The 25,015-nt window shown below is 74.3% G+C and carries 16 protein-coding genes; 10 read left to right on the top strand and 6 right to left on the bottom strand.

The window, feature by feature from the left end; translation table 11 throughout:
• The first annotated feature begins 131 nt into the window (after window positions 1-131).
• Entirely contained in the window at window positions 132-947 is an 816-nt protein-coding gene (locus tag D7294_RS24405) for an SGNH/GDSL hydrolase family protein (RefSeq protein ID WP_120683335.1), read from the top strand.
• Here the strand turns inward: D7294_RS24405 and D7294_RS24400 are convergent.
• Both D7294_RS24400 and D7294_RS24395 read right to left on the bottom strand, forming a co-directional pair.
• Window positions 920-2,347 carry an SWIM zinc finger family protein gene (locus tag D7294_RS24400; RefSeq protein ID WP_194117767.1) on the bottom strand — a complete coding sequence of 476 codons (1,428 nt, stop codon included), beginning with the start codon at window positions 2,345-2,347 and terminating at the stop codon, window positions 920-922. The two genes, D7294_RS24405 and D7294_RS24400, sit on opposite strands and share 28 nt — an antisense overlap.
• Window positions 2,344-5,304: a DEAD/DEAH box helicase gene (locus tag D7294_RS24395; RefSeq protein WP_120683333.1), complete on the bottom strand. Its 2,961-nt coding sequence runs from the start codon at window positions 5,302-5,304 to the stop codon at window positions 2,344-2,346. The genes D7294_RS24400 and D7294_RS24395 overlap by 4 nt, the downstream gene beginning before the upstream one ends.
• Window positions 5,305-5,517: 213 nt before the next feature.
• Between D7294_RS24395 and D7294_RS24390 the strand changes: the two genes are divergently transcribed.
• The 3 genes from D7294_RS24390 to D7294_RS24380 all read left to right on the top strand — a co-directional run bounded on the left by D7294_RS24390 (window position 5,518) and on the right by D7294_RS24380 (window position 7,460).
• A complete protein-coding gene (locus D7294_RS24390) occupies window positions 5,518-5,700 on the top strand; it encodes a hypothetical protein (protein ID WP_120683331.1) in 183 nt (60 codons plus the stop codon).
• A 313-nt stretch (window positions 5,701-6,013) separates the two neighbouring features.
• Complete coding sequence (locus tag D7294_RS24385) at window positions 6,014-6,406, top strand: roadblock/LC7 domain-containing protein (protein ID WP_120683329.1); 393 nt, start codon at window positions 6,014-6,016, stop codon at window positions 6,404-6,406.
• 337 nt (window positions 6,407-6,743) lie between these two features.
• Window positions 6,744-7,460, top strand: coding sequence for a DUF6397 family protein (locus tag D7294_RS24380; RefSeq protein ID WP_147450906.1), 717 nt, complete (start codon window positions 6,744-6,746; stop codon window positions 7,458-7,460).
• Here D7294_RS24380 and D7294_RS24375 read toward each other — a convergent pair.
• A complete protein-coding gene (locus D7294_RS24375; protein WP_120683325.1) occupies window positions 7,451-9,964 on the bottom strand; it encodes a DEAD/DEAH box helicase in 2,514 nt (837 codons plus the stop codon). The two genes, D7294_RS24380 and D7294_RS24375, sit on opposite strands and share 10 nt — an antisense overlap.
• Window positions 9,965-10,085: 121 nt before the next feature.
• On the opposite strand from D7294_RS24375, the gene D7294_RS24370 reads away from it, so the two are divergent.
• Window positions 10,086-10,874 carry a metal-dependent hydrolase gene (locus D7294_RS24370; RefSeq protein ID WP_120683323.1) on the top strand — a complete coding sequence of 263 codons (789 nt, stop codon included), beginning with the start codon at window positions 10,086-10,088 and terminating at the stop codon, window positions 10,872-10,874.
• 86 nt (window positions 10,875-10,960) lie between these two features.
• Here D7294_RS24370 and D7294_RS24365 read toward each other — a convergent pair whose 3' ends face one another.
• Both D7294_RS24365 and D7294_RS24360 read right to left on the bottom strand, forming a co-directional pair.
• Window positions 10,961-12,742 carry an ABC transporter ATP-binding protein gene (locus D7294_RS24365; protein WP_120683321.1) on the bottom strand — a complete coding sequence of 594 codons (1,782 nt, stop codon included), beginning with the start codon at window positions 12,740-12,742 and terminating at the stop codon, window positions 10,961-10,963.
• Complete coding sequence (locus D7294_RS24360; RefSeq protein WP_120683319.1) at window positions 12,739-14,535, bottom strand: ABC transporter transmembrane domain-containing protein; 1,797 nt, start codon at window positions 14,533-14,535, stop codon at window positions 12,739-12,741. The genes D7294_RS24365 and D7294_RS24360 overlap by 4 nt, the downstream gene beginning before the upstream one ends.
• A 2,147-nt stretch (window positions 14,536-16,682) precedes the next feature.
• On the opposite strand from D7294_RS24360, the gene D7294_RS24355 reads away from it, so the two are divergent.
• Both D7294_RS24355 and D7294_RS24350 read left to right on the top strand, forming a co-directional pair.
• Window positions 16,683-18,686 carry a glycoside hydrolase family 9 protein gene (locus D7294_RS24355; RefSeq protein ID WP_120683317.1) on the top strand — a complete coding sequence of 668 codons (2,004 nt, stop codon included), beginning with the start codon at window positions 16,683-16,685 and terminating at the stop codon, window positions 18,684-18,686.
• 38 nt (window positions 18,687-18,724) lie between these two features.
• Window positions 18,725-19,318, top strand: a complete 594-nt coding sequence (locus D7294_RS24350; RefSeq protein ID WP_120683315.1) for a DoxX family membrane protein — start codon at window positions 18,725-18,727, stop codon at window positions 19,316-19,318.
• Between the two features lie 178 nt (window positions 19,319-19,496).
• On the opposite strand, the gene D7294_RS24345 is transcribed toward D7294_RS24350, so the two are convergent.
• The gene (locus tag D7294_RS24345) at window positions 19,497-21,110 is read right to left on the bottom strand and encodes a phytoene desaturase family protein (protein ID WP_120683313.1); all 1,614 of its coding nucleotides are present in this window, start codon (window positions 21,108-21,110) and stop codon (window positions 19,497-19,499) included.
• 132 nt (window positions 21,111-21,242) lie between these two features.
• On the opposite strand from D7294_RS24345, the gene D7294_RS24340 reads away from it, so the two are divergent.
• From D7294_RS24340 to D7294_RS24330, 3 genes are all read left to right on the top strand, one after another.
• Entirely contained in the window at window positions 21,243-21,905 is a 663-nt protein-coding gene (locus tag D7294_RS24340) for a DUF1349 domain-containing protein (RefSeq protein WP_241562590.1), read from the top strand.
• 245 nt (window positions 21,906-22,150) lie between these two features.
• Window positions 22,151-23,971 (top strand): ABC transporter ATP-binding protein, encoded by a 1,821-nt coding sequence (locus D7294_RS24335; protein ID WP_120683309.1) that lies wholly within the window; start codon window positions 22,151-22,153, stop codon window positions 23,969-23,971.
• 167 nt (window positions 23,972-24,138) lie between these two features.
• On the top strand, window positions 24,139-25,008 hold the full coding sequence (locus D7294_RS24330; protein ID WP_120683307.1) for an alpha/beta hydrolase: 870 nt from the start codon (window positions 24,139-24,141) through the stop codon (window positions 25,006-25,008).
• Window positions 25,009-25,015: the final 7 nt, after the last annotated feature.

The following is a 25,015-nucleotide window of genomic DNA, read 5'->3' as shown; positions in this document are numbered from 1 at the left end:
GCGCGCACATCTCAATCAGCAGCCAGGGCGCCCCGGAGAGCCGGACGGCCACTCCTAGTCAGCCACTGAAGGCAAGGACCCATAAGCCACATCCGGCCCTCCCGGGCCGCCCAACAACTTACGGAGGTCCCATGCACCCAGCCCGCCGGCTCGCGGCCACGGTGGTCACCGCGAGCGCCGTCCTCGGCCTCACCGCCCTCCTTCCCGCCTCCGCCTCGGCCGGCGAGGACCTGGCCGCCGCGGGCGGCGGCTACGTCGCGCTCGGCGACTCCTACTCCTCCGGGGTCGGCGCCGGCGACTACGACGACGCCGCGGGCGACTGCCTCAGGAGCCGCGCGGCCTACCCCGAGCTGTGGGCCGCGGCCAACTCCCCGGCCACCTTCGACTTCACCGCCTGCTCCGGCGCCGTGACCACCGACGTGATCAACGAGCAGCTGGGGCCCCTCGACGCGGACACCTCCCTGGTCAGCATCAGCATCGGCGGCAACGACGCCGGATTCGCGGACGCGATGCAGACCTGCGTCCTGCAGGGCACCGACGCCTGCCTGGCGGCGATCGACGAGGCCAAGGCCTACATCTCGGGCACGCTGCCGGGACGGCTGGACGCCGTCTACGGCGCCATCGCCGCCGCGGCCCCCAACGCCGAGGTGGTGGTGCTCGGTTACCCCCACATGTACGAGCTCGACGGGGGCTGCCTGCTCGGCATCAGCGAGGAGTCGCGGGCCGCGATCAACAGCGCCTCCGACGCGCTCAGCGCGGTCATCTCGGAGCGGGCGGCCGGCCACGGCTTCGCCTACGGCGACGTGCGCCCCGCCTTCACCGGACACGAGATCTGCTCGGACGACGAGTGGCTGCACAGCGTCACTCTGCCCATCGAGGAGTCCTACCACCCCACCGCCGAGGGCCAGTCCGGCGGCTACTACCCGGTGCTCGAGGGACTCGCCTGACCCGGTTCCTCCCCCTCCCGGCCGTCCCCTTCCGGGCCGTGCCCCGCCCGGCCGTCGCCCTCGCCGCCCCTGGCGGCGGCCAGGGCGGCGGCCGGCTCCGGCTGCGCCCCGCCGGCCGGCCACCAGCGCCCGCCGCGCCTGCGGAAGGGCCACCAGCGGCCCGCCGCGTCCACGCGCAGCTGCAGGCCCTCGCCGACGACCGTCCAGCGGTCCCCGCCGCCGCGCAGCACCGGGCGTTCCTCCCCCTCCCAGGCGGCGGCGAGACGTTCCGCGGCGCCCGGCACCGGGCGCGGGGGCCCTTCGAGCGCAGCGAGGGCCGCCGGGCCGCCCGACTCCCAGGCGCACACGGCGAGTTCGAGGCCGACCCGGCCGCGGCCGCCCGCCGCTGCCAGCCGCTCGGCCACCGGAGCCGGCGCCCCGCCGGCCGCCATCCGGACCGCGTCCTGCCCCTCGTCCAGCGGCTCGGGCAGGGGCGTGGCGGCGTGCCCGGGACGCAGCGCCTCGGCCAGCATCCGCCGGGCCCGCCGCGCCGCGTCCGCGATCAGGAACTCCAGCGCGCCCACGTCGAGTCCCGGGGCCGGTGGCACGCCGCCGGCGAGCGCGGGGATCGTCGGCGCCCCGGGCACCGGGGGCGGCGCGGGGAGCTGCGGGAGGCGCGTGGCCCGGGCGTACGCCTCGCCGGCCGGCATCCCGGCGCGCGCCCGCTCCGGCTCGCGCTCCTCCTCCGCGCGCCGCTGCCCGCGGCGTTGCCACTCCTCGGTGAGGTCCGCCTCCTCGCGGCCGCGCAACAGCAGCAGGAGGAACGGATCGGCGTCCAGCAGCCGCGCCACCTGGTAGCACAGCGCCGCGGTGTGCGCGCAGTGGTCCCACTCCCCGCACTCACAGCGGGGTTCCAGGTCGCCGATGCCGGGCAGCAGGTCGATGCCTGCCGCGGCGGCGTCCGCGACCAGGTGCCGCGGCATCTCCCCGTCAAGCAGCGCCGCCAGATGCCCGGCCTCACGCGCCACGGTGCCGAGCAGCCGGTCCCACTCGGCCTCCGTCAGCCGCCGCAGCAGCACGTCGGCCCGCCAGGCCGTGCCCTCGGCCGAACGCACCACCGCCGTCAGCCGCCCCGGCCTGACCGAGACGGCGCCGACCGCGCCCGCCCGCGCGGCGCGCCTGCCCTGCCGGAGCCGGGCGCCGTCCAGGGCGCTCTCCTCCAGCGCCTTGAGCCAGCCGCGCCCCCACCAGGTGTCCGCGAAGCCGCGACCGGGGGCGGGCGGTGGGGCGGTCAGGACGCGTTCCCGCGGCGTCGCGCCGTCCGTCCCGGCCCGCTGCGTGCTCCTCTGGGGCCGGGCACCGGTCCGGCCTTCCGTGCCGGTCTGGCGCTGGGTGCCGGTCTGGCGTTCCGTGCCGGTCATGGCCTCTCCGCGGGCTCGGGGGCGGCCCGGCGCGGCTCGGCACCGCGCAGGGCCACCAGGTCGGCGAGTTCGGCGTCCGAGAGTTCGGTGAGCGCGGCCTCGCCCGCGCCGAGCACCGCCTCGGCCAGCGCCTGCTTGCGCGCCAGCAGTTCGGCGATGCGCTCCTCGATCGTTCCCTCGGCGATCAGCCGGTGCACCTGCACGGGGCGGTCCTGGCCGATGCGGTGGGCGCGGTCGGTGGCCTGGGACTCCACCGCGGGGTTCCACCAGCGGTCGAAGTGGATCACGTGCTCGGCGCGGGTGAGGTTGAGCCCGGTGCCCGCCGCCTTGAGCGAGAGCAGGAAGACCGGCGCCCCGCCCGCCTCGAACTCCCGGACCAGCTGCTCCCGGCGCGCCACCGGGGTGCCGCCGTGCAGCAGCAGCGTGCCCACGCCCCGGCCGGCCAGATGCCGCTCCAGCAGCCTCGCCATCCGCACGTACTGCGTGAAGACCAGGACGCTCGCCCCCTCGGCCAGAATCGTCTCCAGCAGCTCGTCGAAGAGCTCCAGCTTTCCCGAGCGGCCCGCCAGCCGCGGGTCCTCCTCCTTCAGGAACTGCGCCGGGTGGTTGCAGATCTGCTTCAGCGAGGTGAGCAGCCTGACGATCAGGCCGCGCCTGGCCAGGCCGTGGCTGCCGCGAAGCTCGGCCAGCCCCTCGCGGACCGCCGCCTCGTACAGCCCGGCCTGCTCGGCCGTGAGCGCGACCGCCCGGTCCGTCTCGGTCTTCGGCGGCAGCTCGGGGGCGATCCCGGGATCGGTCTTGCGGCGGCGCAACAGGAACGGCCGCACCAGCCGGGCCAGCCGCTCGGCCGCCGCCGGGTCCCCACCTGCCTCCACCGCGTCCGCGTACCGGGAACGGAACGTGCCGAGGCTGCCGAGCAGGCCCGGCGTCGCCCAGTCCAGGATGGCCCACAGCTCCGACAGGTTGTTCTCCACGGGCGTGCCCGTCAGCGCGACCCGGGCGGCGGCCGGGATGGCGCGCAGCGCCCTGGCCGTCGCGGAGAACGGATTCTTCGCGTGCTGCGCCTCGTCGGCGACGAGCAGGGACCAGTCCGCCTCCGCAGCGAGCCGCCCGGCGTCGCGCCGCACCGTCCCGTAGGTGGTGAGCACGAACTCGTCGCGGGCCAGCCCGCTCAGATCCCGGGACTGGCCGTGGAAGCGGCGCACCGGGACGCCGGGCGCGAAGGCGGCGATCTCCCGCTGCCAGTTGCCGAGCAGCGAGGCGGGGCAGACCACGAGCGTGGGTCCTGCCGTCTCCTCCTCGCCGGCCCGGTGCAGGTGCAGGGCGATGAGCGTGATCGTCTTGCCCAGGCCCATGTCGTCGGCCAGGCAGGCCCCGAGGCCGAGCGAGGTCATGCGGTGCAGCCAGTCGAGCCCGCGCAGCTGGTAGTCGCGCAGCCGGGCGGCGAGCGCGGCGGGGGCGCGAACCGGTTCCCGGGCGGCGCGCTCCGGATCGGCGAGGCGCTCGCGCAGCGTCGCCAGCCAGCCGGTCGCCGCCACGTCGAACCGCTCGCCGCCCTCCTCCGCGCTGCCGGTCAGCGCCGCCCCGAGCGCCTCCAGCGCGCCGATCTTCCGGTCCCGCCTGGCGCGGGCCCGGCGCAGGTCCTCGGGGGAGAGCAGCACCCACTGGTCCCTGAGCCTGACCACCGGGCGGCCGGCCTCGGCGAGGCGGTCCAGCTCGGCGCGGGAGAGCTCCGTCCCGCCCAGGCTGAAGCGCCAGCCGAACCGCAGCGGGGAACCGGCCGGGAGCGGAACGCGCGGCGCCTCGTCGGTGCCTGGCGGCCCGCCGTCGGCGCCGGGTTCTTCCGGGCCGATCACCGCCGTCGTGGTGAGCGTGGCGACCAGCGCGCGCGGCCAGTGCACCTGGACCCCGGCGGCGGCCAGCGCCCGGGTCACCGGGGCGCCGAGCAGCTCGGCGATCTCCTCGTCCGCCAGCTCGACGGCGTCGGGCACGGCCGCCGCGAGGAGGGGGCGCAGCGGCTCCCAGGCGGCCGCCGCGCGGCGCAGCGCGAGCAGCGCGTCCGTGCGCGAGCGCGGCCCGAAGGCCGCCGCGGCGGCGGCCGTGCCCGCCCAGACCTCGGCGGCGTCGGCGACCGCGGCCGGGTCGGCCAGGCTGTGCAACTGAAGCACGGCGCGAAACCGGGGGCGCGCGGCGGGGGATTGCGCGCTCCCCGCCGCCGCCCCGGCCGCCGAGGCGGTGAGCCCTTCGACCTCGATGCGCAGCGAGAGGCGGACCCCCGCGTCGTGCCCCGCGGCGACGCCCGCGGCCCAGGCCCGCTGCTGCGGCAGGCGCTGCGCGGGCCGGGCGGCAAAGGCGGGGCCGCCCGCGGCCAGGCGGGCGGCGGGGGTGCGGGGCAGCGCGTCGGCGACGGCGTCGAGGAAGGCCCGCAACAGGGTCTCCGGCCGGGGCAGCCAGGGCTCGGCGCCTGCGGGGGCGGGCTCCAGGGGGACGGCATGGGCGGGTGGGGGCATGGCGGCGGCGAGCTCCCGCAGCCGCTCGGCATCGGCGGCCTCCAGCGGGCCGAACCGCCAGGCGTCCTGGTCGCTCGGGGTGAGACCGGGCAACAGCCGCCCCCTGGCGGCCAGCTGGAGGGCGAGGACGGCCGCGGAGCCCCAGTAGGCGGCGGCCCCGCCGCCGCCGGCCGCCCGCGCCCTGGTGAGCAGGGGCAGCGCCTCGCCGACCCCGAACGCCAGGGCGGGCACGGTCCTGACCCGCACGGAGCCCTCCTCGTCCGGGAGCGCGACGGGGAGTTCCAGGGGCTCGCCCGCGGCGCCGGCGGCCGGGGAGGGCACGGGCTCCGCGCCGTCCTCGCGGAAGAAGGCCACGCGGGTGGCGCGCGGCGGGTCCGCGGGCAGCACGGTGGCGGCGCAGCCGGCGAGGGCGGAGACGAGGGCGGGAGGGACCGGGCGTGCAGTCACGGCGGCGACCGTCTCCTCAAATTTGACTAGCGGGCGGGCCGCCGAGGGTACCCCACCGTGCGGGCCCCGCGCGAAGGACGCCGGGCCGGGCCGGGTGCCGAACGGGGCGCCCGGCCGCCCGGCCCGATATGTCGGGAGCGGAACACTGGAGCCCGAATGTACGTTCTTCCTGCGGGACGGGCATTCGCCGTCCCGTCGTAGGAGGTGCGAATCATGTCCCGTGGCGCGAAGGTGGCCGCAGGCGCGGTGGCCGTGGGTGCGGTCCTGTGGCTGCTGACCAACGTCTGGATCGCCCTGCTCGTGGTGGTCGGCATCCCCGTGGCCGCGTATCTGGTGCTCGACCCCGCACAGCGGCGCAGGCTGCGCCGGGTGGGCCGGCGAGAGCTCGGGCGCTGAGCCGCGCCCGTCCGGCCGCACCGGCGGCGCCCCGGCCGAGTCCGGGGCGCCGCCTCGCGTGTCCCGGGCCGGGCGGTCCCGTGCCCAACTCGCCTGTGGCCGCCGGGGGTTCGGCGCGCGGCGGTCATTCGTGCGCCCCCCTTGTGCTCCCCGTGCGCCCCAGGAGGGGGTGCCGCGCCGCCCCGGTGACGGTGCTGACCAGAGGAAAAGGTACGGTCCCTTCCGGATAGCGGTACCGCACAGGTGGTTGCCGACAGCCTCTTACTGGGGAAGGCTGACACAGCAGTCGCCTTACGAGAAGGGGGAGCTGGGGATGGCACTGAGTACCACGCTTGACTGGCTGCTGGACGATCTGGCGCAGCGTCTGCCGCGGGTGCGGCACGTCCTGCTGCTGTCCAGCGACGGGCTGGTCACCTCGGTGAGTCAGGGGCTGGAACGCAGCAGTGCGGAGCATCTCGCCGCCGTCGCTTCCGGCTTGCACAGTCTGGCCAAGGGGGTGGGGGACCACTTCAAGGTCGGCGACGTCCGGCAGACGATGATCGAGTTCGACGACGGCGTGCTGTTCGTGACGGCGGCAGGAGACGGCAGCTGCCTGTGCGTGCTCGCGGGGGCGGACGCCGACATCGGGCAGGTGGGGTACGAGATGACCCTCCTGGTCAGCAAGGTGGGGGAGCACATGGGCCTGGCCGCGCGCGACCTCAGCTGAGCCGCCCGCACCTCGTTTTCCGCACACGCTCGATTACTCAGAGTTGTGGAAGTGGGCATGGGGGGGCTATGGTGATTACATTGAGTAGTCACCAGGCTGCGGAGGGACCACCATGCCAGTGCAGGACATCCACACCCGTTCGACCGTCCTCGTGCGCCGGACGCCGGGGCCCGGGAGGCTCGCCGAGCTTCCCGGAGCCCGCGGCGGCCCCGGGGCCCCCGGCGCCCGGAGCCGAGCGGGCGGCGAGACGAAAGCCACCGCGGGCGCCCGCCCGCCCGGCCCACGGGAGGCCGCCCCCGCCCGCCGGCCGCGGAGCACGGCCCTGCAGGTCCCGTGGGTGGGCCGGGAGCTGGGCCTCGGCCCGGGAGTCTGTGAGGCCGCCGTCGCGCTCGGCCTGATCAGGACGGTGCCCGGCGAGGGGCCCTGGCGCCGCCGCGTGCCGCGCGCCGAGTTCGACCGGCTGCGCGGCGACCCCGGCGCCGTCGCCGCCCTGCGCGAGCGAGCCAGGCTGGTCGGCGCCGCGGCGGGCGCCGGGCTCCTGGGCATCAGTCCGGCCCGCTTCACCAGGCTCGCCCGCGTCGGGCGCTTCGCCCCCGCGGACTTCTCCCTCACCCGCTACCGCGTCGTGTCCTGGCGCTACCCCGCGGCCGAGTTGCTGGCCTTCGCCGAGCTCAGCCCGGGCCTGCTGCGCGGGCGCGCCCCCGAGGAGCTGCGCCGGGCCCTCGGCCGCGGCGTGGACGAGCGCGCGTGCCGCTGGCGAGCGCGGCGCACCGCGCGGCTCGCCCGGCAGGCAGGCGACCCCTGGCAGCGGGCCGCGGTCTTCGCAGCCGTCCTGGAGCCGCCCGCGCTGGCGAGCGCCGTGCCGGTCGCCGCGGACCGGGTGCGCCTGCTGAGGCTGCGCCCGCCCCTGGTCGCCGCCCAGCTGCCGATCGACCACTGGGACGTGGTCCGCCGCGTGCTGACGGCGACGGACCCCCGCGAGGCCCGCTGGTACCAGGAGCGCGTGAGAGGTGCCCTGGCCGACGCCCACAGCGAGCGGCGCCCTCAGAGCTGACCGACGTCCGTCACCTTGATCACGGCTCGCCCCTCCGCGTCCGAGGCCGTCAGGTCCACCTCGGCCGAGATGCCCCAGTCGTGGTCGCCCTGCGGATCGTGGAAGGTCTGCCTGACCCGCCACAGGCCGTCCTGGGGGAGCTCCTCGATCAGCAGCAGCCGAGGCCCGCGTGCGTCCGGCCCGGTGCCCAGCTCGTCGTACTCCTCCCAGTAGCCCGCGAGCGCCTCCTCCCAGGCCGCGGCGTCCCAGCCGCTTTCCGCATCCAGCTCGCCGAGTTCCTCGGTCCGGTTGAGCGCCGCGAGCTCCACCCGGCGGAACATGGCGTTGCGCACCAGCACCCGGAAGGCCCTGGCGTTGCTGGTCACCGGCTTCACCTGATCCGCCCGCTCCTGCGCCTCCTCGACGTCCTCCTCCTCGGGGTTGGCCAGCTGCTCCCACTCGTCCAGCAGGCTGGAGTCCACCTGGCGGACCATCTCGCCCAGCCAGGCCGCGATGTCCTGCAGGTCCTCCGACTTCAGGTCCTCGGGGACGGTGTGCTCCAGCGCCTTGTACGCGCTGGCCAGGTAGCGCAGCACGATGCCCTCGGTCCGCGCCAGCTCGTAATACGACACGAACTCGGAGAAGGTCATGGCCCGTTCGTACATGTCCCGCACCACCGACTTGGGGGAGAGCGGATGATCCCCCACCCACGGATGGCTCTTGCGGTACAGGCCGTAGGCGTGGAAGAGGAGATCCGCCAGCGGCTGCGGGTGGCTGATGTCCATCAGCCGCTCCATCCGCTCCTCGTACTCCACCCCTTCCGCCTTCATCGCCGCGACGGCCTCGCCCCTGGCCTTGTTCTGCTGGGCCGCCAGGATCTGCCGGGGGTCGTCGAGCGTCGACTCCACCACCGAGAGCATGTCGAGCGCGTAGGACGGGGACTCCGGCTCCAGCAGCTCGAAGGCGGCCAGGGCGAAGGTGGACAGCGGCTGGTTGAGGGCGAAGTCGGCCTGCAGATCCACCGTCAGCCGCACGATGCGCCCCTGCGCGTCCGGCTCCGGCAGCCGCTCCACGATCCCGCCGTCCAGCAGCGAGCGGTAGATCGCGATCGCCCGCCTGATGTGCCGCAGTTGCTGCCGCCGCGGCTCGTGGTTGTCCTCCAGCAGCCTGCGCATCGCCTCGAAGGCGTTCCCCGGCCGCGCGATGATGCTGAGCAGCATCGTGTGCGTCACCCGGAAGCGCGAGGTGAGCGGTTCGGGCTCGGCGGCGATCAGCTTCTGGAAGGTGTTCTCGCTCCAGTTCACGAAGCCCTCGGGCGGCTTCTTGCGCACCACCTTGCGCCGCTTCTTCGGATCGTCGCCCGCCTTGGCCAGTGCCTTCTCGTTCTCCACCACGTGATCGGGCGCCTCGGCCACGACGAAGCCGGCCGTGTCGAAGCCCGCCCGCCCCGCCCGCCCGGCGATCTGGTGGAACTCCCTGGCCCGCAGCACCCGCACCCGGCTCCCGTCGTACTTGGTGAGCGCGGTGAACAGCACGGTCCTGATCGGCACGTTGACGCCGACCCCGAGCGTGTCGGTGCCGCAGATGACCTTCAGCAGCCCCGCCTGCGCCAGCTTCTCGACCAGCCTGCGGTACTTCGGCAGCATCCCCGCGTGGTGCACTCCGATGCCGTGCCGCACGTACCGCGACAGGTTCCGGCCGAACGTGGTCGTGAATCGGAAGTTCCCGATGAGCGCCGCGATCTCGTCCTTCTCCGCCCGGCTGCACATGTTGATGCTCGTCAGCGCCTGGGCCCGCTCGACCGCCTGAGCCTGCGTGAAGTGCACGATGTACACGGGAGCCTGATGGGTCTCGAGCAGCTCCGTCAGCGTCTCGGTCAGCGCCGTCGTGCGGTACTCGTAGCTCAGCGGCACCGGACGCGTGGCGGAGCGCACCACGGCGGTCGGCCGCCCGGTACGGCGCGTCAGGTCCTCCTCGAACCTGGACACGTCGCCGAGGGTCGCAGACATCAGCACGAACTGCGCCTGCGGCAGCTCCAGCAGCGGAATCTGCCACGCCCAGCCCCGGTCCGGCTCCGCATAGAAGTGGAACTCGTCCATCACCACCTGGCCCACGTCCGCCTCCGCCCCGTCCCGCAGCGCGATGGACGCGAGCACCTCAGCCGTGCAGCAGATGACGGGCGCGTCGGCGTTCACCGAGGCGTCCCCGGTGAGCATCCCCACGTTCTCGGTGCCGAACAGCTTGCACAGATCGAAGAACTTCTCCGAGACCAGCGCCTTGATCGGCGCCGTGTAGAAGGTCACCTCGTCCCGGGCCAGCGCCGCGAAGTGGGCGCCGGCCGCCACCAGGGACTTGCCGGAGCCGGTTGGGGTGGACAAGATGACGTTCGCACCCGAGACCACTTCGATCAGGGCCTCCTCCTGAGCGGGGTAAAGGGAGATCCCCCGCTCTCTCGCCCACGACGAGAAAGCGTCGAAGAGGGCATCGGGGTCACTGTCCGTCGGCATCCGATCGATAAGGCTCACCGCTCCATACTGCCCGGCCCACGCCGCCCGGGGGGAACCGGCCGGTGGCCCGAAGATCGTCAACGGCTACGCTGTCCGGCCGACGGAGAACTCAACAGGCAAGAAGGGGCGGGGCAGAGCCATGATGGGACCGGCGCACTCACTGTCCGGAGCGATGGCATGGCTGGCGGTGGGGGCAGCCGCCGCGGCAGCGGACCATTCGATGCCCTGGCCGGTGCTGCTGGCCGGCTCGCTGATCTGTGCGGGGGCGGCACTCGCCCCCGATCTGGACCAGAAGTCGGCCACCATCTCGCGCGCCTTCGGACCGCTGTCGAAGCTGCTCGCCTCGGTCATCGAAAAGATCGCCGAGACGGTATACAACGGCACCCGCGGCAAGCGCGAGCGGCGCCGCACCGGCGGGCACCGCACCCTCACCCACACCTGGATCTGGGCGGTGCTGCTGGGCGCCGGCTTCTCGGCCGCCGCGGTGGCCTGGGGCCGCTGGGCCGTCCTGGCCATCCTCTTCGTGCACATGGTGCTTGCCGTCGAGGGGCTGCTGTGGCGCATGGCCCGCGTCTCGAGCGACGTCCTGGTGTGGCTCCTCGGAGCGTGCAGCGCCTGGCTGCTGGCCGACGTCCTGGACGAGCCGGGCAAGGGCTCCACCTGGCTCTTCCCCGACCACCCCTACCTTTGGCTCGGGATACCCATCACCCTGGGCGCGATCGTGCACACCCTCGGGGACGCGCTGACGCTCTCCGGCTGCCCGATCCTGTGGCCGCTGCCGATCGGCGGCAGGCGCTGGTACCCGGTGGGCACCCCGCGGTTCATGCGGTTCAGGGCGGGAGCCTGGGTGGAGAGCAAGGTGCTGATGCCCGCCTTCATGGTGATAGGCGCGGCAAGCGGGGTCGGGGCCCTCGTCATCGCCGCCTGACCCGCGGCCGCCCCCGGCCCCCCTCGGCCGGCCCCGGGCCGTCCGCTCCCGAAGCGGAAGCGGACGGCACCCGGGCAGGCGCAGGCTCAGCCGTGCCAGGAGCGCCACAGGGCCGCGTAGGCCCCGCCGGCCGCCACCAGCTCGTCGTGGCTGCCCAGTTCGCTGATCCGGCCGTCCTCCACCACCGCGATCACGTCGGCGTCGTGGGCCGTGTGCAGCCGGTGGGCGATCGCGATCACCGTGCGCCCCTCGAGCACCCGGCCGAGGGAACGCTCCAGGTGCCGCGCCGCCCGCGGGTCGAGCAGCGAGGTCGCCTCGTCGAGGACCAGCGTGTGCGGGTCCGCGAGCACCAGCCTGGCCAGCGCGATCTGCTGCGCCTGCGCGGGGGAGACGCTCACGGCGCCGGACCCCACCTCGCAGTCCAGCCCGCCGGGCAGTGTCCGCGCCCACTCGTCCGCGTCCACCGCCGCGAGCGCCGCCCACAGCTCGGCGTCGGTGGCGTCGGTCCTGGCGAGCAGCAGGTTGTCCCGCAACGGGCCGACGAACACGTGGTGTTCCTGGTTGACCAAGGCCACCTGCTCCCGCACCCGCTCCGCCGTCATCCTGGCCAGCTCCGCCCCGCCGAGGGTCACCTCGCCCCTCCGTGGGGCGTAGATCCCCGCCAGCAGCCTGCCGAGGGTCGACTTGCCGGCGCCCGAGGGGCCGACGAGCGCCATCCGGGTCCCTGGCGGCACCCGCAGCGAGACGTCGTGCAGGACATCGGTGTCCGCCAGGTAGCCGAAGCGCACCGTCTCGGCCGCCAGGTCCCTCCCCTCGGGAACGACCGAGGCGTCGCCGGCGTCGTCCTCCACCTCCCGGACGCCCACCAGCCGCGCCAGCGAGACCTGGGCCACCTGCAGCTCGTCCATCCACCGCAGGATCATCCCGACAGGCTCCACCATCATCTGCGCGAGCAAAGCCCCCGTGGTGAGCCGGCCGACGCTCAGCCAGCCCTGGAGCACGAAGGAGCCGCCGATCAGCAGCACCCCGCACAGGATCATCGCGTGGTAGACGTTGATCGCCGGGATGAGCACCGAGCGCAGCCACAGCGTGTACCGCTCCCAGGACGTCCACTGCTTCACCCTGAGGTCGGACAGCGCGACGCGTTCCGCCTGCAACCGGTGCGCCTCGATGGTCCGCCCGGCATCCACCGTCTCCGCGAGGGCCGCCGCCACCGACGCGTACCCGGCGGCCTCCGAACGGTAGCCCGCGGGCGCCCGCCTGAAGTACCACAGGCAGGCGAGCAGCAGCACCGGCGCGGCCAGCAGCACGCCCAGCCCCAGCGGCGGAGCCGTCAGGACTATCCCGGCGAGCAGCAGCCCCGCCCACACCACGGCGATGGCCATCTGCGGCACGGCCTCCCGCATCGCCTTGGACAGCCGGTCCACGTCGGTGTTGATCCGGGCCAGCAGGTCGCCGGTGCCCGCCCGTTCGAGCACGCCTGGCGGCAGCCCCACCGCCCGCACCAGGAAGTCCTCCCGCAGGTCGGCGAGCATCCGCTCCCCGAGCACGGCCCCGCGCAGCCGGACCATCCGCACGAAGAACGCCTGGACGGCGAGGGCCACCGAGAACAGCAGCACGGTACGGCCGAGTTGCAGCTCGCGTTCCCCGTCCGCGAGGTCCTGCACGACCCGGCCCAGGAGATACGGGCCCACCATGGAGGCGATCACGGCGACGGTGTTCACCGCCACGAGCACCAGGAAGGGCCTGCGGTGGCGGCGCATCAGTTCGCGCACATAGCCGCGCACCGTGGCCCGGCCCGCCACCGGCAGCGTGGTCGCGTGCTCGCCCGATGCGGGGTCGTAGGCGGGTGGCTGGACGCCGATCATGCGTTCTCCTCGGCGAGGTCTGCGGTCTCCGTCTCCCTGGTGACGACCGACCGGTAGGCGAAATGGCTGCGGAGCAGGTCCTGGTGCCGTCCCGTGGCGGCCACCTTCCCTTCGTGGAGGAACACCACCTCCTCCGCCCGGTCCAGCAGCAGCGGACTCGACGTGAACACGACGGTGGTGCGCCCCGCGCGCAGGGCACCGAGACCCTCGGCGATCCTGGCCTCGGTGTGCGAGTCGACGGCCGAGGTCGGCTCGTCGAGCACCAGCACGGGCGGATCGGTGATCAGCGAGCGGGCCAGCGCGAGCCGCTGCCGCTGCCCGCCGGACAGCGACCTGCCGCGCTCGGTGATCCGCGCCCGCATCGGGTCGCCGCTGCCCTCAGGAGCCGACTGGGCGAGCGTCGTCAGCACGTCGTGGCACTGGGCGGCGCCGAGCGCCTCGGCCGCGGTCACCCGCCCCGAGGCGGGCACGGCAAGGAGCTGCTCCAGGGTGCCGGACAGCAGCACCGGGTCCTTGTCCTGCACCAGCACCGCGGCCCTCGCCACGGCGAGCGGCACCGCGTCGAGCGGGGCACCGCCGAGCCGGGCCGAAGGCCCGCCCGTGCCCTGCGCCGGATGACCGCCGAGCCGTTCGGCGAGCCGCTCCGCGAGCTCGGGGTTCCCACAGACCACGGCCGTCAGCCGACCCTCGGCGGCGAGCAGTCCCGTCTCCGGGTCCCACAGGTCGCCGGTGGACGGCAGCTCCACCGCGCCACGGTCCGCCGCCTCGCCCGCTCCCGGGGCGTCCGCCGTCACGGCCTCGCGGCGCAGCCCGAGCACCCGCACCGCCCGTTTCGCCGAGGGCCGCGAGAAGGTGAAGGCCATCGCCGCCTCCTGGAACTGCCGCAGCGGGAACAGCAGGAAGCTCACGGCCCCGTAGATGGTCACCAGCTGGCCCGCCTCCAGCTCGCCGTCGAGTGCGAGCCTCGCGCCCTGCCAGACGACCGCGATCATCAGCAGCCCCGGCATCACCACCTGAACGGCGTCGATGAGCGACCACATCCTGGCGTTGTGCACCGAGGCACGGCGCACCTCCTGGGAGGCGCGCCGGTAGCGCTCCAGGAACAGCTCCTCGCCACCGATGCCGCGCAGCACGCGCAGCCCGGCGACGGTGTCGGAGGCCAGCTCCGTCGCCCGCCCGGACCTGCTGCGTTCCCGGTCGGCCCGCCGGGTCGCCGCCGGAAGCAGCGGCCACGCGCTGAGGACGACCGCGACGATGCCGGCCAGCACCAGCAGGCCGAGGACCGGCTCGTACACGATCAGGGCCGCGCACACCCCGCAGGTCACCAGCACCGAGGCGGCGAAGCGCGAGAAGGACTCGACGAACCAGCCGATTCGCTCGACGTCGCCGGTGGAGACCTTCACGACCTCGCCGGCGGCCACCCGCCGGGTGAGGACGCCGCCGAGTTCGGCGGTGCGGCGCGCCAGCAGCTGCTGCACGCGGGCCGCCGCCGTGATCCAGTTGGTGACGGCCGTGCGGTGAAGCATGGTGTCGGCGAAGGCCATGACGAAGGCCACACCCACCATGGCCACGCCCGTGGCAGCCAGACCGCCTCCCGAGCCGTCCACGACCGCGTCGATGCCCAGTCCCACGAGCAGGGGCAGCAGGGCGACGGTCGTCATGTGCAGGGTCCCCCAGCCCAGCGCCTTGGCCTGACCGCCGAGCTGGCGCCTGAAGAGCCAGACCAGAAACCGGAATCCGGACCGTACGTCCGGCTCACCCGGATCGGTATGCGGAAGATCGCGAATTTGCATGACATCCCAGAGATGGTGCGGAGAGAACTGGGCAACCTCGCAAGGGTCGTGGTCGAGGACGCCGAAAATCAACGGGTTTTCCCAGGCCACGTGCGACCTCGGCCGCACCGCGGCCAAGGGCCGGGACCCGCCCGTGTGCGGCGGCGCCCGGCGCCGGGCGCCGGGGCCCGTGAGTGGCCGGAAAACCACGTCAAGGGTTTCAGGAGACGGCCGCGCCCCTTCGGCGGTTCGCCCCTGCGCCGCCCGATGTGGGACGCAGGATCACCGGCACGGCCGCACCCTTTCGCCCGCTGCCTCGCCCGCTGCCTCGCCCCGGCGGAATCGCCCGGAAGCAGCCGGCGGGACGGGTCCGCGGACGGGTCCGCGAGACGGGCCGGCGGCGGGTGGCAGCGGAGCACCCTTGCCCCTTTCTGCTCCGGGCTCAGGGGCACCCCGGGGGCCGGCGCCCCGTCGTGGCAGGGCCCGCCCCCGCTGCCCTCTCGTCCCCATTGGCCTGTTCTGCGCCGGGACTCGCGACCGCGCGGCCGAGAACCCGCCCCCGGCCCCGCCGATCCCCTTCTCTCGACCCGGCCGCCGCGCACCGCCGCAGGCGGTTCCCGCTCCCTCCTGCGCGGCCCGTCCCCCTCTCGTGCCTCCGGGCCCCACCGGCGCCGCCCTGTCTCCTTCGGCGCCGGCCCTCTCCGCGGCACCCAGGCCCTTTCGGCGCCGTCCGGGCCCCCGCACGTGCGGATCGGGCCCCGCACGTGCCGGTCCGAGGCCCCGCCCGCGTCCGCTCCTGCCCGCCCGGGCCCGCGCGGGGCCCGGCCGCCCGCGCCCCTCGCCGCCCGCGCTCCGCCCCCGCCCGCCATGGCCCGTGGCGCGCGGGGTGGGACGGGCCGGGGGAGGAGGTGCCGGACGGGAAGGGCCGGTGCGGCCCGGGCCCGGCGAACCGCCGCACGCGTCCGAGCACGCGTCCGAGACCCGGGGATCGCCCTCCCCGGCCCTCCGGGAGCCCGTGCCGCAACGCCCACGTGGCCACCCGTCCCGTCGCGCCGCCCGGCCCGCGGAGCCCGTGAGGGACCTCCTGGCGCCGCACACCCAGGCCGGCTTCGACTGCGGGTGCCGGACCGGCTCCGGGGTGGTGGGACGCGGCGATCACCACGGGCCTCGGCTCCGGCGGCATCCGGCTGCGCAACGCCGCCCCGTCGCGGGCGGGGGCCGCGCGAACGGCGGGTTAACTCGTCGAAGCCGCGCCGTGGTCGACGGGGCCGTGCAACGCCCTTCCGGCCCCCGCTCGTTCACTCCTCGCAGGTGGCGCGGGCGATACGGGCGCAGCGGCGGATTCTGCGTTTGAAAAAGGAACGTTCAACGGGTTGACGTACCTCTGGCGGGCTCCCACTATGAGGGACATTACCGCCGGGATGGGAGCGCTCCCATTCGGAGGTCACCGGGAACGTTCGCGCCCGGCGGTGGTTCTCGTGCCACGCATCAGAGGATCGAGAAGGGCCGCAACCATGCCACCCCCCAATGGCATACCCGGCCCACGCCAGAGCGCTTGGCGTGGCGTTGGGCCGCCCGGCGGAGAATGCCTCGCCGGGCTTGCCGAGACGACGGCCGCGGAAGTCCGCCACCGCGGACCGGAGAGCGGGCGCGGCGAGGATCGCCGCCCCCTGCTCAGGAAGTGGATTCAGGAAGTCAACAGGCTGAGTTCGTTCAACCGGCGCAGCCGGGGGGCGGACCTCTGACTCCGAGCCCGCGTCGCCACCAGGCGCGGGCTCGGCGACCAGGCGCGGTACCCCCCGCCATCCACCATGGTGTCAGCCGCTCCGGACCCCCTGCGGGAGGGGGTAAGTGGTGGACAAGGCGGGTGCCGCCCGCCTCGGCTCCGTCGGGACGAGCGGAGCCGGGGCGGCTCTGCCCCGGGTGACTTCGGCAACGGGAGTCGAAGGCATCCGGGGCGGGCGCGGCGAGTTCGGCTGTTTTCTGTTCGAACTTGGAACGGTACGAGTCATTGACGAGTTCATGACTAACACCGGACCATATGGGCTGCCGCCGCCGGGTGGGAGCGCTCCCAATTCCGATCGCCGACCACCCAACCGGGGTGCCAGGCGGTCACCACCCGGCGGCGGTGCTTGTGGAACAACCGAAGATCGACGAAGGGCCTGATCATGTCTCCCCCCACCCACCCCACCCACCCACCGATAAGACCCGGCGGCCGGCCGCCGGGCCGGCGCCGTCCGCGCCGGACGCTCACCGCGTTGCTCGCCGCGGTCGCGCTCGGTGCCGGCCTTCAATTACCGCTCTCGAACGGCGGCGCTCAAGCGCAGGAGCCCGCCTTCGACTACGCGGAGGCGCTGCAGAAGTCGATGTTCTTCTACGAGGCGCAGCGCTCGGGGCCGCTCCCCGACGACAACCGCGTCTCCTGGCGCGGCGACTCCGCCCTCGAGGACGGGGCCGACGTCGGCCTCGACCTCACCGGCGGCTGGTACGACGCCGGCGACCACGTGAAGTTCGGCCTGCCGATGGCCTCGTCCGCGACCCTCCTCGCCTGGGGGGCACTCGCCAACCGGGAGGGCTACGAGGAATCCGGGCAACTCGGATACCTCAAGGACAACCTCAGGTGGGTCGACGACTACTTCATCCGGGCGCACCCCGAGCCCAACGTGTTCTACGCCCAGGTCGGCAACGGCAGCGAGGACCACCGCTGGTGGGGGCCGGCCGAGGTGATGCAGATGGAGCGCCCGGCCTACCGGGTGGACGCCGGCTGCCCCGGCTCCGACGTCGCGGGGGAGACCGCCGCGGCGCTGGCCGCCTCCTCGCTCGTCTTCGCCGAGGACGACCCGGCGTACGCGGCCACCCTCGTGAGGCACGCCGAGCAGCTCTACTCCTTCGCCGACACCTACCGCGGCGTCTACTCGAACTGCGTGCCGGCCCGCGACTTCTACAACTCGTGGTCCGGCTACCAGGACGAACTCGTCTGGGGCGCCTACTGGCTCTACAAGGCCACCGGTGAGGAGAGCTACCTGGAGAAGGCGGAGGCTGGCTACGACCTGCTCTCCACCGAGCCGCAGACCGACACCCACAGCTACCGCTGGACGATCTCCTGGGACGACAAGTCCTACGGCATCTACGCGCTGCTCGCCATGGAGACCGGCGAGGACCGGTACGTGGAGGACGCCAACCGCTGGCTGGACTTCTGGACGACCGGCGTGGACGGCCGGCGCGTGACGTACTCGCCCGGCGGCGAGGCGGTCCTCGACAGCTGGGGTTCGCTGCGGTACGCCGCGAACACCGCCTTCGTCGCCCTCGTCTACTCCGACTGGCTTCAGGCGCGCGACTCCGAGCGGGCCGGCACCTACCGCGAGTTCGGCCGGCGCCAGATCGACTACGCGCTCGGGGACAACCCCAGGGGCGCCAGCTACGTGGTGGGCTTCGGCGTCAACCCGCCCCGCAACCCGCACCACAGGACCGCCCACGGCTCCTGGACCGATCAGATCACCGCGCCGGTCGACAGCCGGCACGTCCTGTACGGCGCGCTGGTCGGCGGCCCGTCCTCGGCCAACGACCAGTACACCGACAGCCGTCAGGACTACGTCTCCAACGAGGTGGCCACGGACTACAACGCCGGCTTCTCCGGCGCCCTGGCCTATCTCGTGGGCCGCTACGGCGGCACTCCGCTGGCCGACTTCCCCCCGGCGGAGCAGCCGGACGGCCCGGAGATGTTCGTCGAGGGCTCGCAGAACGCCACCGGCGCCACGTTCACGGAGATCAAGGCCACGATCCGCAACCGGTCCGCCTGGCCGGCCCGGACGCTGTCCGAGGGCTCCTTCCGCTACTGGTTCACGCTCGACGAGGGCGTGGACCCCGGACAGATCACCCTCGTCTCGAACTACAGCGAGTGCACCGACCCGGTGGCAGGAGTGCACCAGGCGGTGGGCGACCTGTACTACGCGGAACTGGACTGCACGGGACGGCTGATCTATCCGGGCGGCCAGTCCCAGCACCGCGCCGAGGTGCAGTTCCGGATCGACGGCGGCGTCAACTGGGACCCGTCCAACGACTGGTCCTATCAGGAGATCGGCCAGACCCCCGCCCTGACCTCCCACATCACCCTCTACGACGGGGATGAGCTGGTGTGGGGTTCCGAGCCGGCGGAGGTGGCGCAGCGGTGAACGGTCATGTCGACAAGGGTGACAAAGGAGCAGACACGATGGTGGTCCAGCAGTCCGCGCCGATCGGCAACACCCGGCCCCTCGCCGGCCCGGAGGAGGGCGGTTCCGGGCTGCCCCTGACGGCCTTCCGGGCACTCGCGCTGCTGCGCATCGCCGTGGGCGCCATCTTCCTGTGGGCCTTCCTCGACAAGGCGTTCGGCCTGGAGTACGCGACCGCATCGGAGCGGTCCTGGGTCAACGGCGGCTCGCCGGCCGGGGGTTACCTCGGCAGCGTCTCGCTCGGCCCGATGGAGTCCACCTACCACTCCTGGGCCGGCGACGTGTGGGTGGACTGGCTGTACATGGCCGGCATGTTCGGGCTCGGCGTCTCGCTGGTCGCCGGGATCGGGCTGCGGGTCACCGCGCTCGCGGGGCCGCTGATGATGCTCTTCCTGTGGCTCGGCGAATTCCCCCCGGCCAAGCACGCCTCGGACGGTACCCCGACGATGTCCCCCAACCCGCTGGTCGACCAGCACGTCGTCTACGCGGTGGCCATGGTGGTGCTCGCCCTGTTCTCGGCCGGCCGGGTCTGGGGCCTCGCCCGGCTGTGGGCGCGGCTTCCCGTGGTCAGCCGCTACCGCTGGCTCCAGTAGCGCGGGCGGCGACCGGACCGCGAGTGCGCGCGGAGTGAGTACCCCCTCCCCGCGCGCTCGCCACCACCAAGCCGTCTCGTCCCGGGACGAGCGGCTTTCCCAGGGCGGCCCCGGCAACCAGCGCCGGGGCCGCCCGCCCCTGTTCCGGTGCGCCGGGGAAGTGGGGGCGGGGGCGGATTCAGCGCGCGAGCGCCGCCATGGCCGCGTTGTGCCCGCCGATGCCGCTCACCCCGCCGCCGCGCACGGCCCCGGCCCCGCACAGCAGCACATTCTCGTGGGCGGTCGCCACGCCCCAGCGCGCGGCGGGGTCCCCGGCGGCGGCCCGCTCGTCCTCGTCCCCGGCGAAGGGGAAGGACAGGTCGCCGTGGAAGATGTGCCCGCCCGGCAGCCGCAGTTCGCGTTCCAGGTCGAGCGGCGTCTTCGCCTCGATGCACGGCCTTCCCTCGGCGTCGGTGGCGAGGCACTCGGCGATCGGCTCGGCCAGGTGCTCGTCGAGCGTGCGCAGCGTGGCGGCCAGCAGCTCGGTCCGCGCCGCCTCGTTCCGCCCGGGTTCGCCGGCGAAGAGCCGCGCCGGAGTGTGCAGGCCGAAGAGCGTGAGCGTCTGGTAGCCGGCGGCGGCCGGCTCCTGGGCGAGGATGGTGGGGTCGGTCAGCGAGTGGCAGTACAGCTCGCTCGGCGGCGCGGCCGGCAGCGCCCCCGCGGCGGCCTGCCGGTAGGCCGTCTCCAACTGCCCGTATCCCTCGGCCACATGGAAGGTGCCGGCGAAGGCCTCCCGGGGGTCGGCGTCCGGGTCCCGCAGCGCGGGCAGGCGCCGCAGCAGCATGTTCACCTTGAACTGCGCGCCCTCCGGGGCCGGCGGCGGCGTCTCGCCGAGCAGCAGGGCCAGCTCCCGCGGGGAGGCGCCCACCAGCACCTGCCGGGCGCCGACCACCCCCTCGGCGTCCCCGGCCCGGAAGGTGACCTCGGCCTGGCGCCCGTCGGTGGCGATCGCGGTCACCTCGTGGCCGGTCCGCACCTCGGCCCCGGCCGCGCGGGCGGCCCCGGCCAGCGCGTCGGTCACCGCGCCCATGCCGCCCACCGGCACGTCCCAGTCCCCGGTGCCCTGCCCGATCACGTGGTAGAGGAAGCAGCGGTTCTGCCGCAGGGAGGGGTCGTGCGCCGAGGTGAAGGTCCCGATGAGGGCGTCGGTGAGGACCACCCCGCGCACCAGGTCGTCCGCGAACCTGGCCTCGAGCGTCTCGCCGAGCGGCCGTTCGAAGAGCGCCTCCCAGGCCGGGTGGCCCAGGGCCTCGACCACCCTGGCGCGCAGCGCCGCCCGGCTGGGCAGCGGCTCGGTGAGGGTGGGGAACACCAGGGCGGCGACGCCCCGGGTCATGCCGTAAAAACCTTGCCACGCGGCGTACTCACGCTCCGAGCCCGTCAGCCGCGCGAAGGCCGCCCGTGTCCTGCTCTCGCCGCCCCCCGCGAGCAGCCCGGTCGGCCGCCCGCCGCGGACGGTGGGCGTGTACGAGGAGACCGGCCGCTTGCGCAGGGTCAGGCGCAGCCCCAGGTCGGCCACGATCCGCTCGGGCAGCAGGCTGACCAGGTACGCGTAGCGGGAGAGCCGCGCCTGGACCCCGGGAAAGACGCGGTCCGAGACGGCGGCGCCGCCGGTGCGCGGCAGGCGCTCCAGCAGGAGCACCCGCCGCCCGGCCCCCGCGAGGTAGGCGGCGGCCACCAGGCCGTTGTGTCCGCCGCCGACGATGACGGCGTCGTACCGGGAGTGGGGGGCGGCAGAAGACAGGGCAGGCATGGCCCTTGGTAACACGGCCTGGCGACTTCAGGCCACTGTCAGGGCCGCCCTCTGGCAGCGGCACCCCGGGTGGCATTAGGGTCCCCGGGAAAAGACCCGGCAGGGGGAGGTCGCGGGACCATGGAAGAGCCGGTGAGGGTGCCAGCGATCCCGACACCGCTGCGCTGGCTGAACACCCCCGTGGCGTGGGCCGCCGAGGGCGCGGATGCGCTGACGATCAGCGCGGGCGCCGGCACGGACTGGTTCCTGGACCCGGGGACTCCCGGCCGCTTCGCCAACGCCCCCGCCCTCATCGGCCCGCTCGCCGAGGCCGGAGCCGGCGCGCCCGGCGGCGGCGCGGCGGGGCAGCGCGGCGCGGGGGACGGCACGGCCGCGGGGGACTTCGTGCTCACCGCCCGCGTCACGGCCCCCCTCGAGGCCACCTATGACGCGGGTGCGCTGGTGGTCTACGCTGGTGAGACCTCGTGGGCCAAGCTGTGCCTGGAGCTGTCGCCGCAGGGGAGGCCGACCCTCGTGTCGGTCGTCACCAGGGGCGTCTCCGACGACGCGAACGCCTTTCCCGTGCCGGGCGGCGACGTGCTGTTGCGGCTCGCCCGCGTCGGGTCGGCGTACGCCTTCCACGCCTCGCTCGACGGGCGCTTCTGGCACCTGATCCGCTACTTCGCGCTCGATGCGGCAGGCCGTGCGGAGGCGGGCTTCCTCGCCCAGTCGCCCACGGGCCAGGGGCTCACGGTGGGCTTCCGCGACCTCGCCTTCGCCCGCCGCACACTCCGCGACCTGCGCGACGGCAGCTGACGGCCGCGGCGCTCCGTCGCCTCAGCCGCTTCGCCGGCCCACCCCGCCTCCGATCCGTTCCCGCTCCGCCACGTTCCCGACGTCCTCCGCTCCGACCCGCCTCTCCACCCGCCCCGCCCACCGGCCCTTCTCGCCCGGCCCTTCGCGAGCCGGACACCGACCCGCCCGTACCGAGTGATCCAGTCGATCCGACGGCCCCGGCCCCAGCCCCGCGGGCCGTTCTGCACGCCTCTCCGAAGGAGCCCATGCCGCACGACAGCCTGCCCTGGCCGGCGCCCGCCGAAGGCCAGGGCGCACCCGCACGCCCGGCGGAGATACGCCGGATTCTCCGCCTCTTCAGGCCCTACGCCGGCCGGCTGACGGTCGTCGGGCTGCTGGTCGGCGCCTCCTCGCTGGTCGCCGTCGCCTCGCCCTTCCTGCTGCGCTCCCTCATCGACGTGGCCCTGCCCGAGCGGCGCACCGGGCTGCTGACGCTGCTCGCCGCGGGCATGATCGTCACCGCGGTCACCAGCAGCATCTTCGGGGTGCTCCAGACCCTGATCTCCACCACCGTCGGCCAGCAGGTGATGCACGACCTGCGCACCGCGGTCTACGCCAAGCTCCAGCAGATGCCGCTGGCCTTCTTCACCCGGACCCGCACCGGCGAGGTGCAGTCCAGGATCGCCAACGACATCGGCGGCATGCAGGCGACGGTCACCTCCACGGCGACCTCGCTGGTCTCCAACCTCACCTCCGTGGTCGCCACCCTCGTCGCGATGATCGCCCTCGACTGGCGGCTGACCCTGGTCTCGCTCACGCTGCTGCCGTTCTTCGTGTGGATCGCCCGCCGGGTCGGCCGGGAGCGCAGGCGGATCACGACGCAGCGCCAGAAGCAGATGGCGGTGATGGCCGCCATGGTGACCGAGTCGCTCTCGGTCAGCGGCATCCTGCTCGGCCGCACGATGGGCAGGGCCGAGGCGCTGACCCGGGACTTCGCGGGGGAGTCGGAGCGGCTGGTCGGCCTTGAGGTCCGCGCCAGCATGGCGGGCCGGTGGCGGATGGCGACGATCGGCATGATCATGGCCGCCATCCCGGCGTTGCTGTACTGGTCGGCGGGCGTGATGCTGCAGCTCGGCGGCACCCCGCCGTCCATCGGCACGCTGGTCGCCTTCGTCACCCTCCAGCAGGGCCTGCTGCGGCCTGCGGTCTCCCTGCTCTCCACCGGGGTGGACATCCAGGCCTCGCGGGCGCTCTTCCAGCGGATCTTCGAGTACCTCGACCTGCCCGTGGACATCACCGAGCGGCCCGACCCGGTCTCCCTGCCCAGGGCGCGCGGCGAGGTGCGCTTCGAGGGGGTCTCCTTCTCCTACGAGGAGGACGGCCCGCCGACCCTGAAGGACATCGACCTGACCGTGCCGGCCGGCGGCTCGCTCGCCATCGTCGGCCCGACGGGGGCGGGCAAGAGCACCCTCGGGTACCTGGTGCCGCGGCTCTACGACGTGACCGAGGGCCGGGTCACCCTCGACGGCGTGGACGTCCGCGACCTCGACTTCGCCTCGCTCGCGGCCGCGGTGGGCGTGGTCTCCCAGGAGACGTACCTCTTCCACGCCTCGGTGGCCGACAACCTGCGGTTCGCCCGCCCCGACGCCGGCCAGGCGGAGCTGGAGGCCGCGGCCAAGGCCGCCCAGATCCACGACCACATCGCGGCGCTGCCCGACGGCTACGACACGATCGTCGGCGAGCGCGGCTACCGGTTCTCCGGCGGCGAGAAGCAGCGGCTGGCCATCGCCCGCACCATCCTGCGCGACCCGCCCGTCCTCGTGCTCGACGAGGCGACCAGCGCGCTGGACACCAGGACCGAGCAGGCGGTGCAGCGCGCGATCGACGCCCTGTCCGCCGGGCGCACCACCCTCACCATCGCCCACCGGCTCTCGACCATCCGCACCGCGGACCAGATCGTGGTGCTCGACGGCGGCCGGATCGCCGAGCGCGGGACGCACGCGGAACTCCTCGCCGCGAACGGCCGCTACGCCGCCCTGGTGCGGCGTGACTCGGGCGTGCGGGAGGCCGTGGAGACCGCCTCCTGAGGCCGGGCCGGCCGGCGCCGGGCGCGGACCGCCCCGGCGTGCGGCGGCCCCGCCACCCAGAAACTGTGCGAACGGTCGTGCTACTATCCTGCCGTTCCGTCGCCTTATCCCTTCGCGTCCCTTCGCGTCCCTTCGCGGCCGACCGCCCGATCGAGAGGACCCGGGCCATGAGCCTCAGCACCGGACTCGTCCGTCACACCCTGACCGCCACCAGCCGGGTCGCCCCCGGCCTGGCCGGCCGATACGCCCTCCGCCTCTTCGCCGTCCCGGTCACGCGGACGAGGCTCAAGCCGCAGGAGCAGCCCGTGATGCGCGCGGCGCGGCGCGAGGAGCACCAGGTCAACGGCAAGACCGCCGTCGTCTACCGCTGGGGGGACGGCACCCGCCCGGTGCTGCTGATGCACGGCTGGCAGTTCCGCGCCTCCCGCTTCAGCCCCCTGGTGGCCGCCATGGCCGAGCGGGGCTACAGCCCCGTCGCCTTCGACGCCCCCGGCCACGGCGAGGGGAGCGGGCGCGCCACCACGATCCTCGAATACCTGGAACTCGCCCGCCGCCTGCAGGCCGTCGACGGGCGCTACTCCGCCCTGGTCGGGCACTCCGTGGGCGCGCTCGCCGCCTTCTTCGCGCTGCAGGAGGGGATAGCGGCCGAGCGCCTGGTCTCCCTGGCGGCCCCCGCCGACTTCGCCTTCGCCGTCGACTCCTTCTGCGCCGGGCTCCGGGTCGGCCCCCGCGTGAAGCCCGCCCTGCGCCGCGCCGTGGAACTGCGCCTGTTCCCCGGCGAAAAGGACATCTGGAACCGTTTCTCCGCGATTCACCGCCACCGGGACCTGACCGTGCCGATGCTCCTGGTGCACGACCGGGACGACGCCACCATCCCGCTGCGGGAGACCGAGCGGATCGCCGAGGTCTACCGGGAGCAGGCCGACCTGCTGATCACCGGCGGCCTCGGGCACCGCAGGCTGCTGGCGGCGCCCGAGGTGATCGAGGCCGTCGGCGACTTCCTCACCGCCACCGAGCCCGCGGGCCGGGCGGGCTGACCCGCCC

The sequence above is a fragment of the Streptomyces hoynatensis genome (assembly GCF_003626535.1).
Lineage (GTDB): Bacteria > Actinomycetota > Actinomycetes > Streptomycetales > Streptomycetaceae > Streptomyces > Streptomyces hoynatensis.
Note: the sequence above shows the minus strand (reverse complement) of the source record. Positions and strands in the feature narration are given on the sequence as shown.

Coding starts and splice junctions, on each gene's coding strand:
- D7294_RS24335 (WP_120683309.1), top strand. CDS start 22,151: ATGCCGCACGACAGCCTGCCCTGGCCGGCGCCCGCCGAAGGCCAGGGC.
- D7294_RS24355 (WP_120683317.1), top strand. CDS start 16,683: ATGTCTCCCCCCACCCACCCCACCCACCCACCGATAAGACCCGGCGGC.
- D7294_RS24365 (WP_120683321.1), bottom strand. CDS start 12,742: ATGATCGGCGTCCAGCCACCCGCCTACGACCCCGCATCGGGCGAGCAC.
- D7294_RS24330 (WP_120683307.1), top strand. CDS start 24,139: ATGAGCCTCAGCACCGGACTCGTCCGTCACACCCTGACCGCCACCAGC.
- D7294_RS24385 (WP_120683329.1), top strand. CDS start 6,014: ATGGCACTGAGTACCACGCTTGACTGGCTGCTGGACGATCTGGCGCAG.
- D7294_RS24360 (WP_120683319.1), bottom strand. CDS start 14,535: ATGCAAATTCGCGATCTTCCGCATACCGATCCGGGTGAGCCGGACGTA.
- D7294_RS24405 (WP_120683335.1), top strand. CDS start 132: ATGCACCCAGCCCGCCGGCTCGCGGCCACGGTGGTCACCGCGAGCGCC.
- D7294_RS24370 (WP_120683323.1), top strand. CDS start 10,086: ATGATGGGACCGGCGCACTCACTGTCCGGAGCGATGGCATGGCTGGCG.
- D7294_RS24345 (WP_120683313.1), bottom strand. CDS start 21,110: ATGCCTGCCCTGTCTTCTGCCGCCCCCCACTCCCGGTACGACGCCGTC.
- D7294_RS24390 (WP_120683331.1), top strand. CDS start 5,518: ATGTCCCGTGGCGCGAAGGTGGCCGCAGGCGCGGTGGCCGTGGGTGCG.
- D7294_RS24400 (WP_194117767.1), bottom strand. CDS start 2,347: ATGACCGGCACGGAACGCCAGACCGGCACCCAGCGCCAGACCGGCACG.
- D7294_RS24350 (WP_120683315.1), top strand. CDS start 18,725: ATGGTGGTCCAGCAGTCCGCGCCGATCGGCAACACCCGGCCCCTCGCC.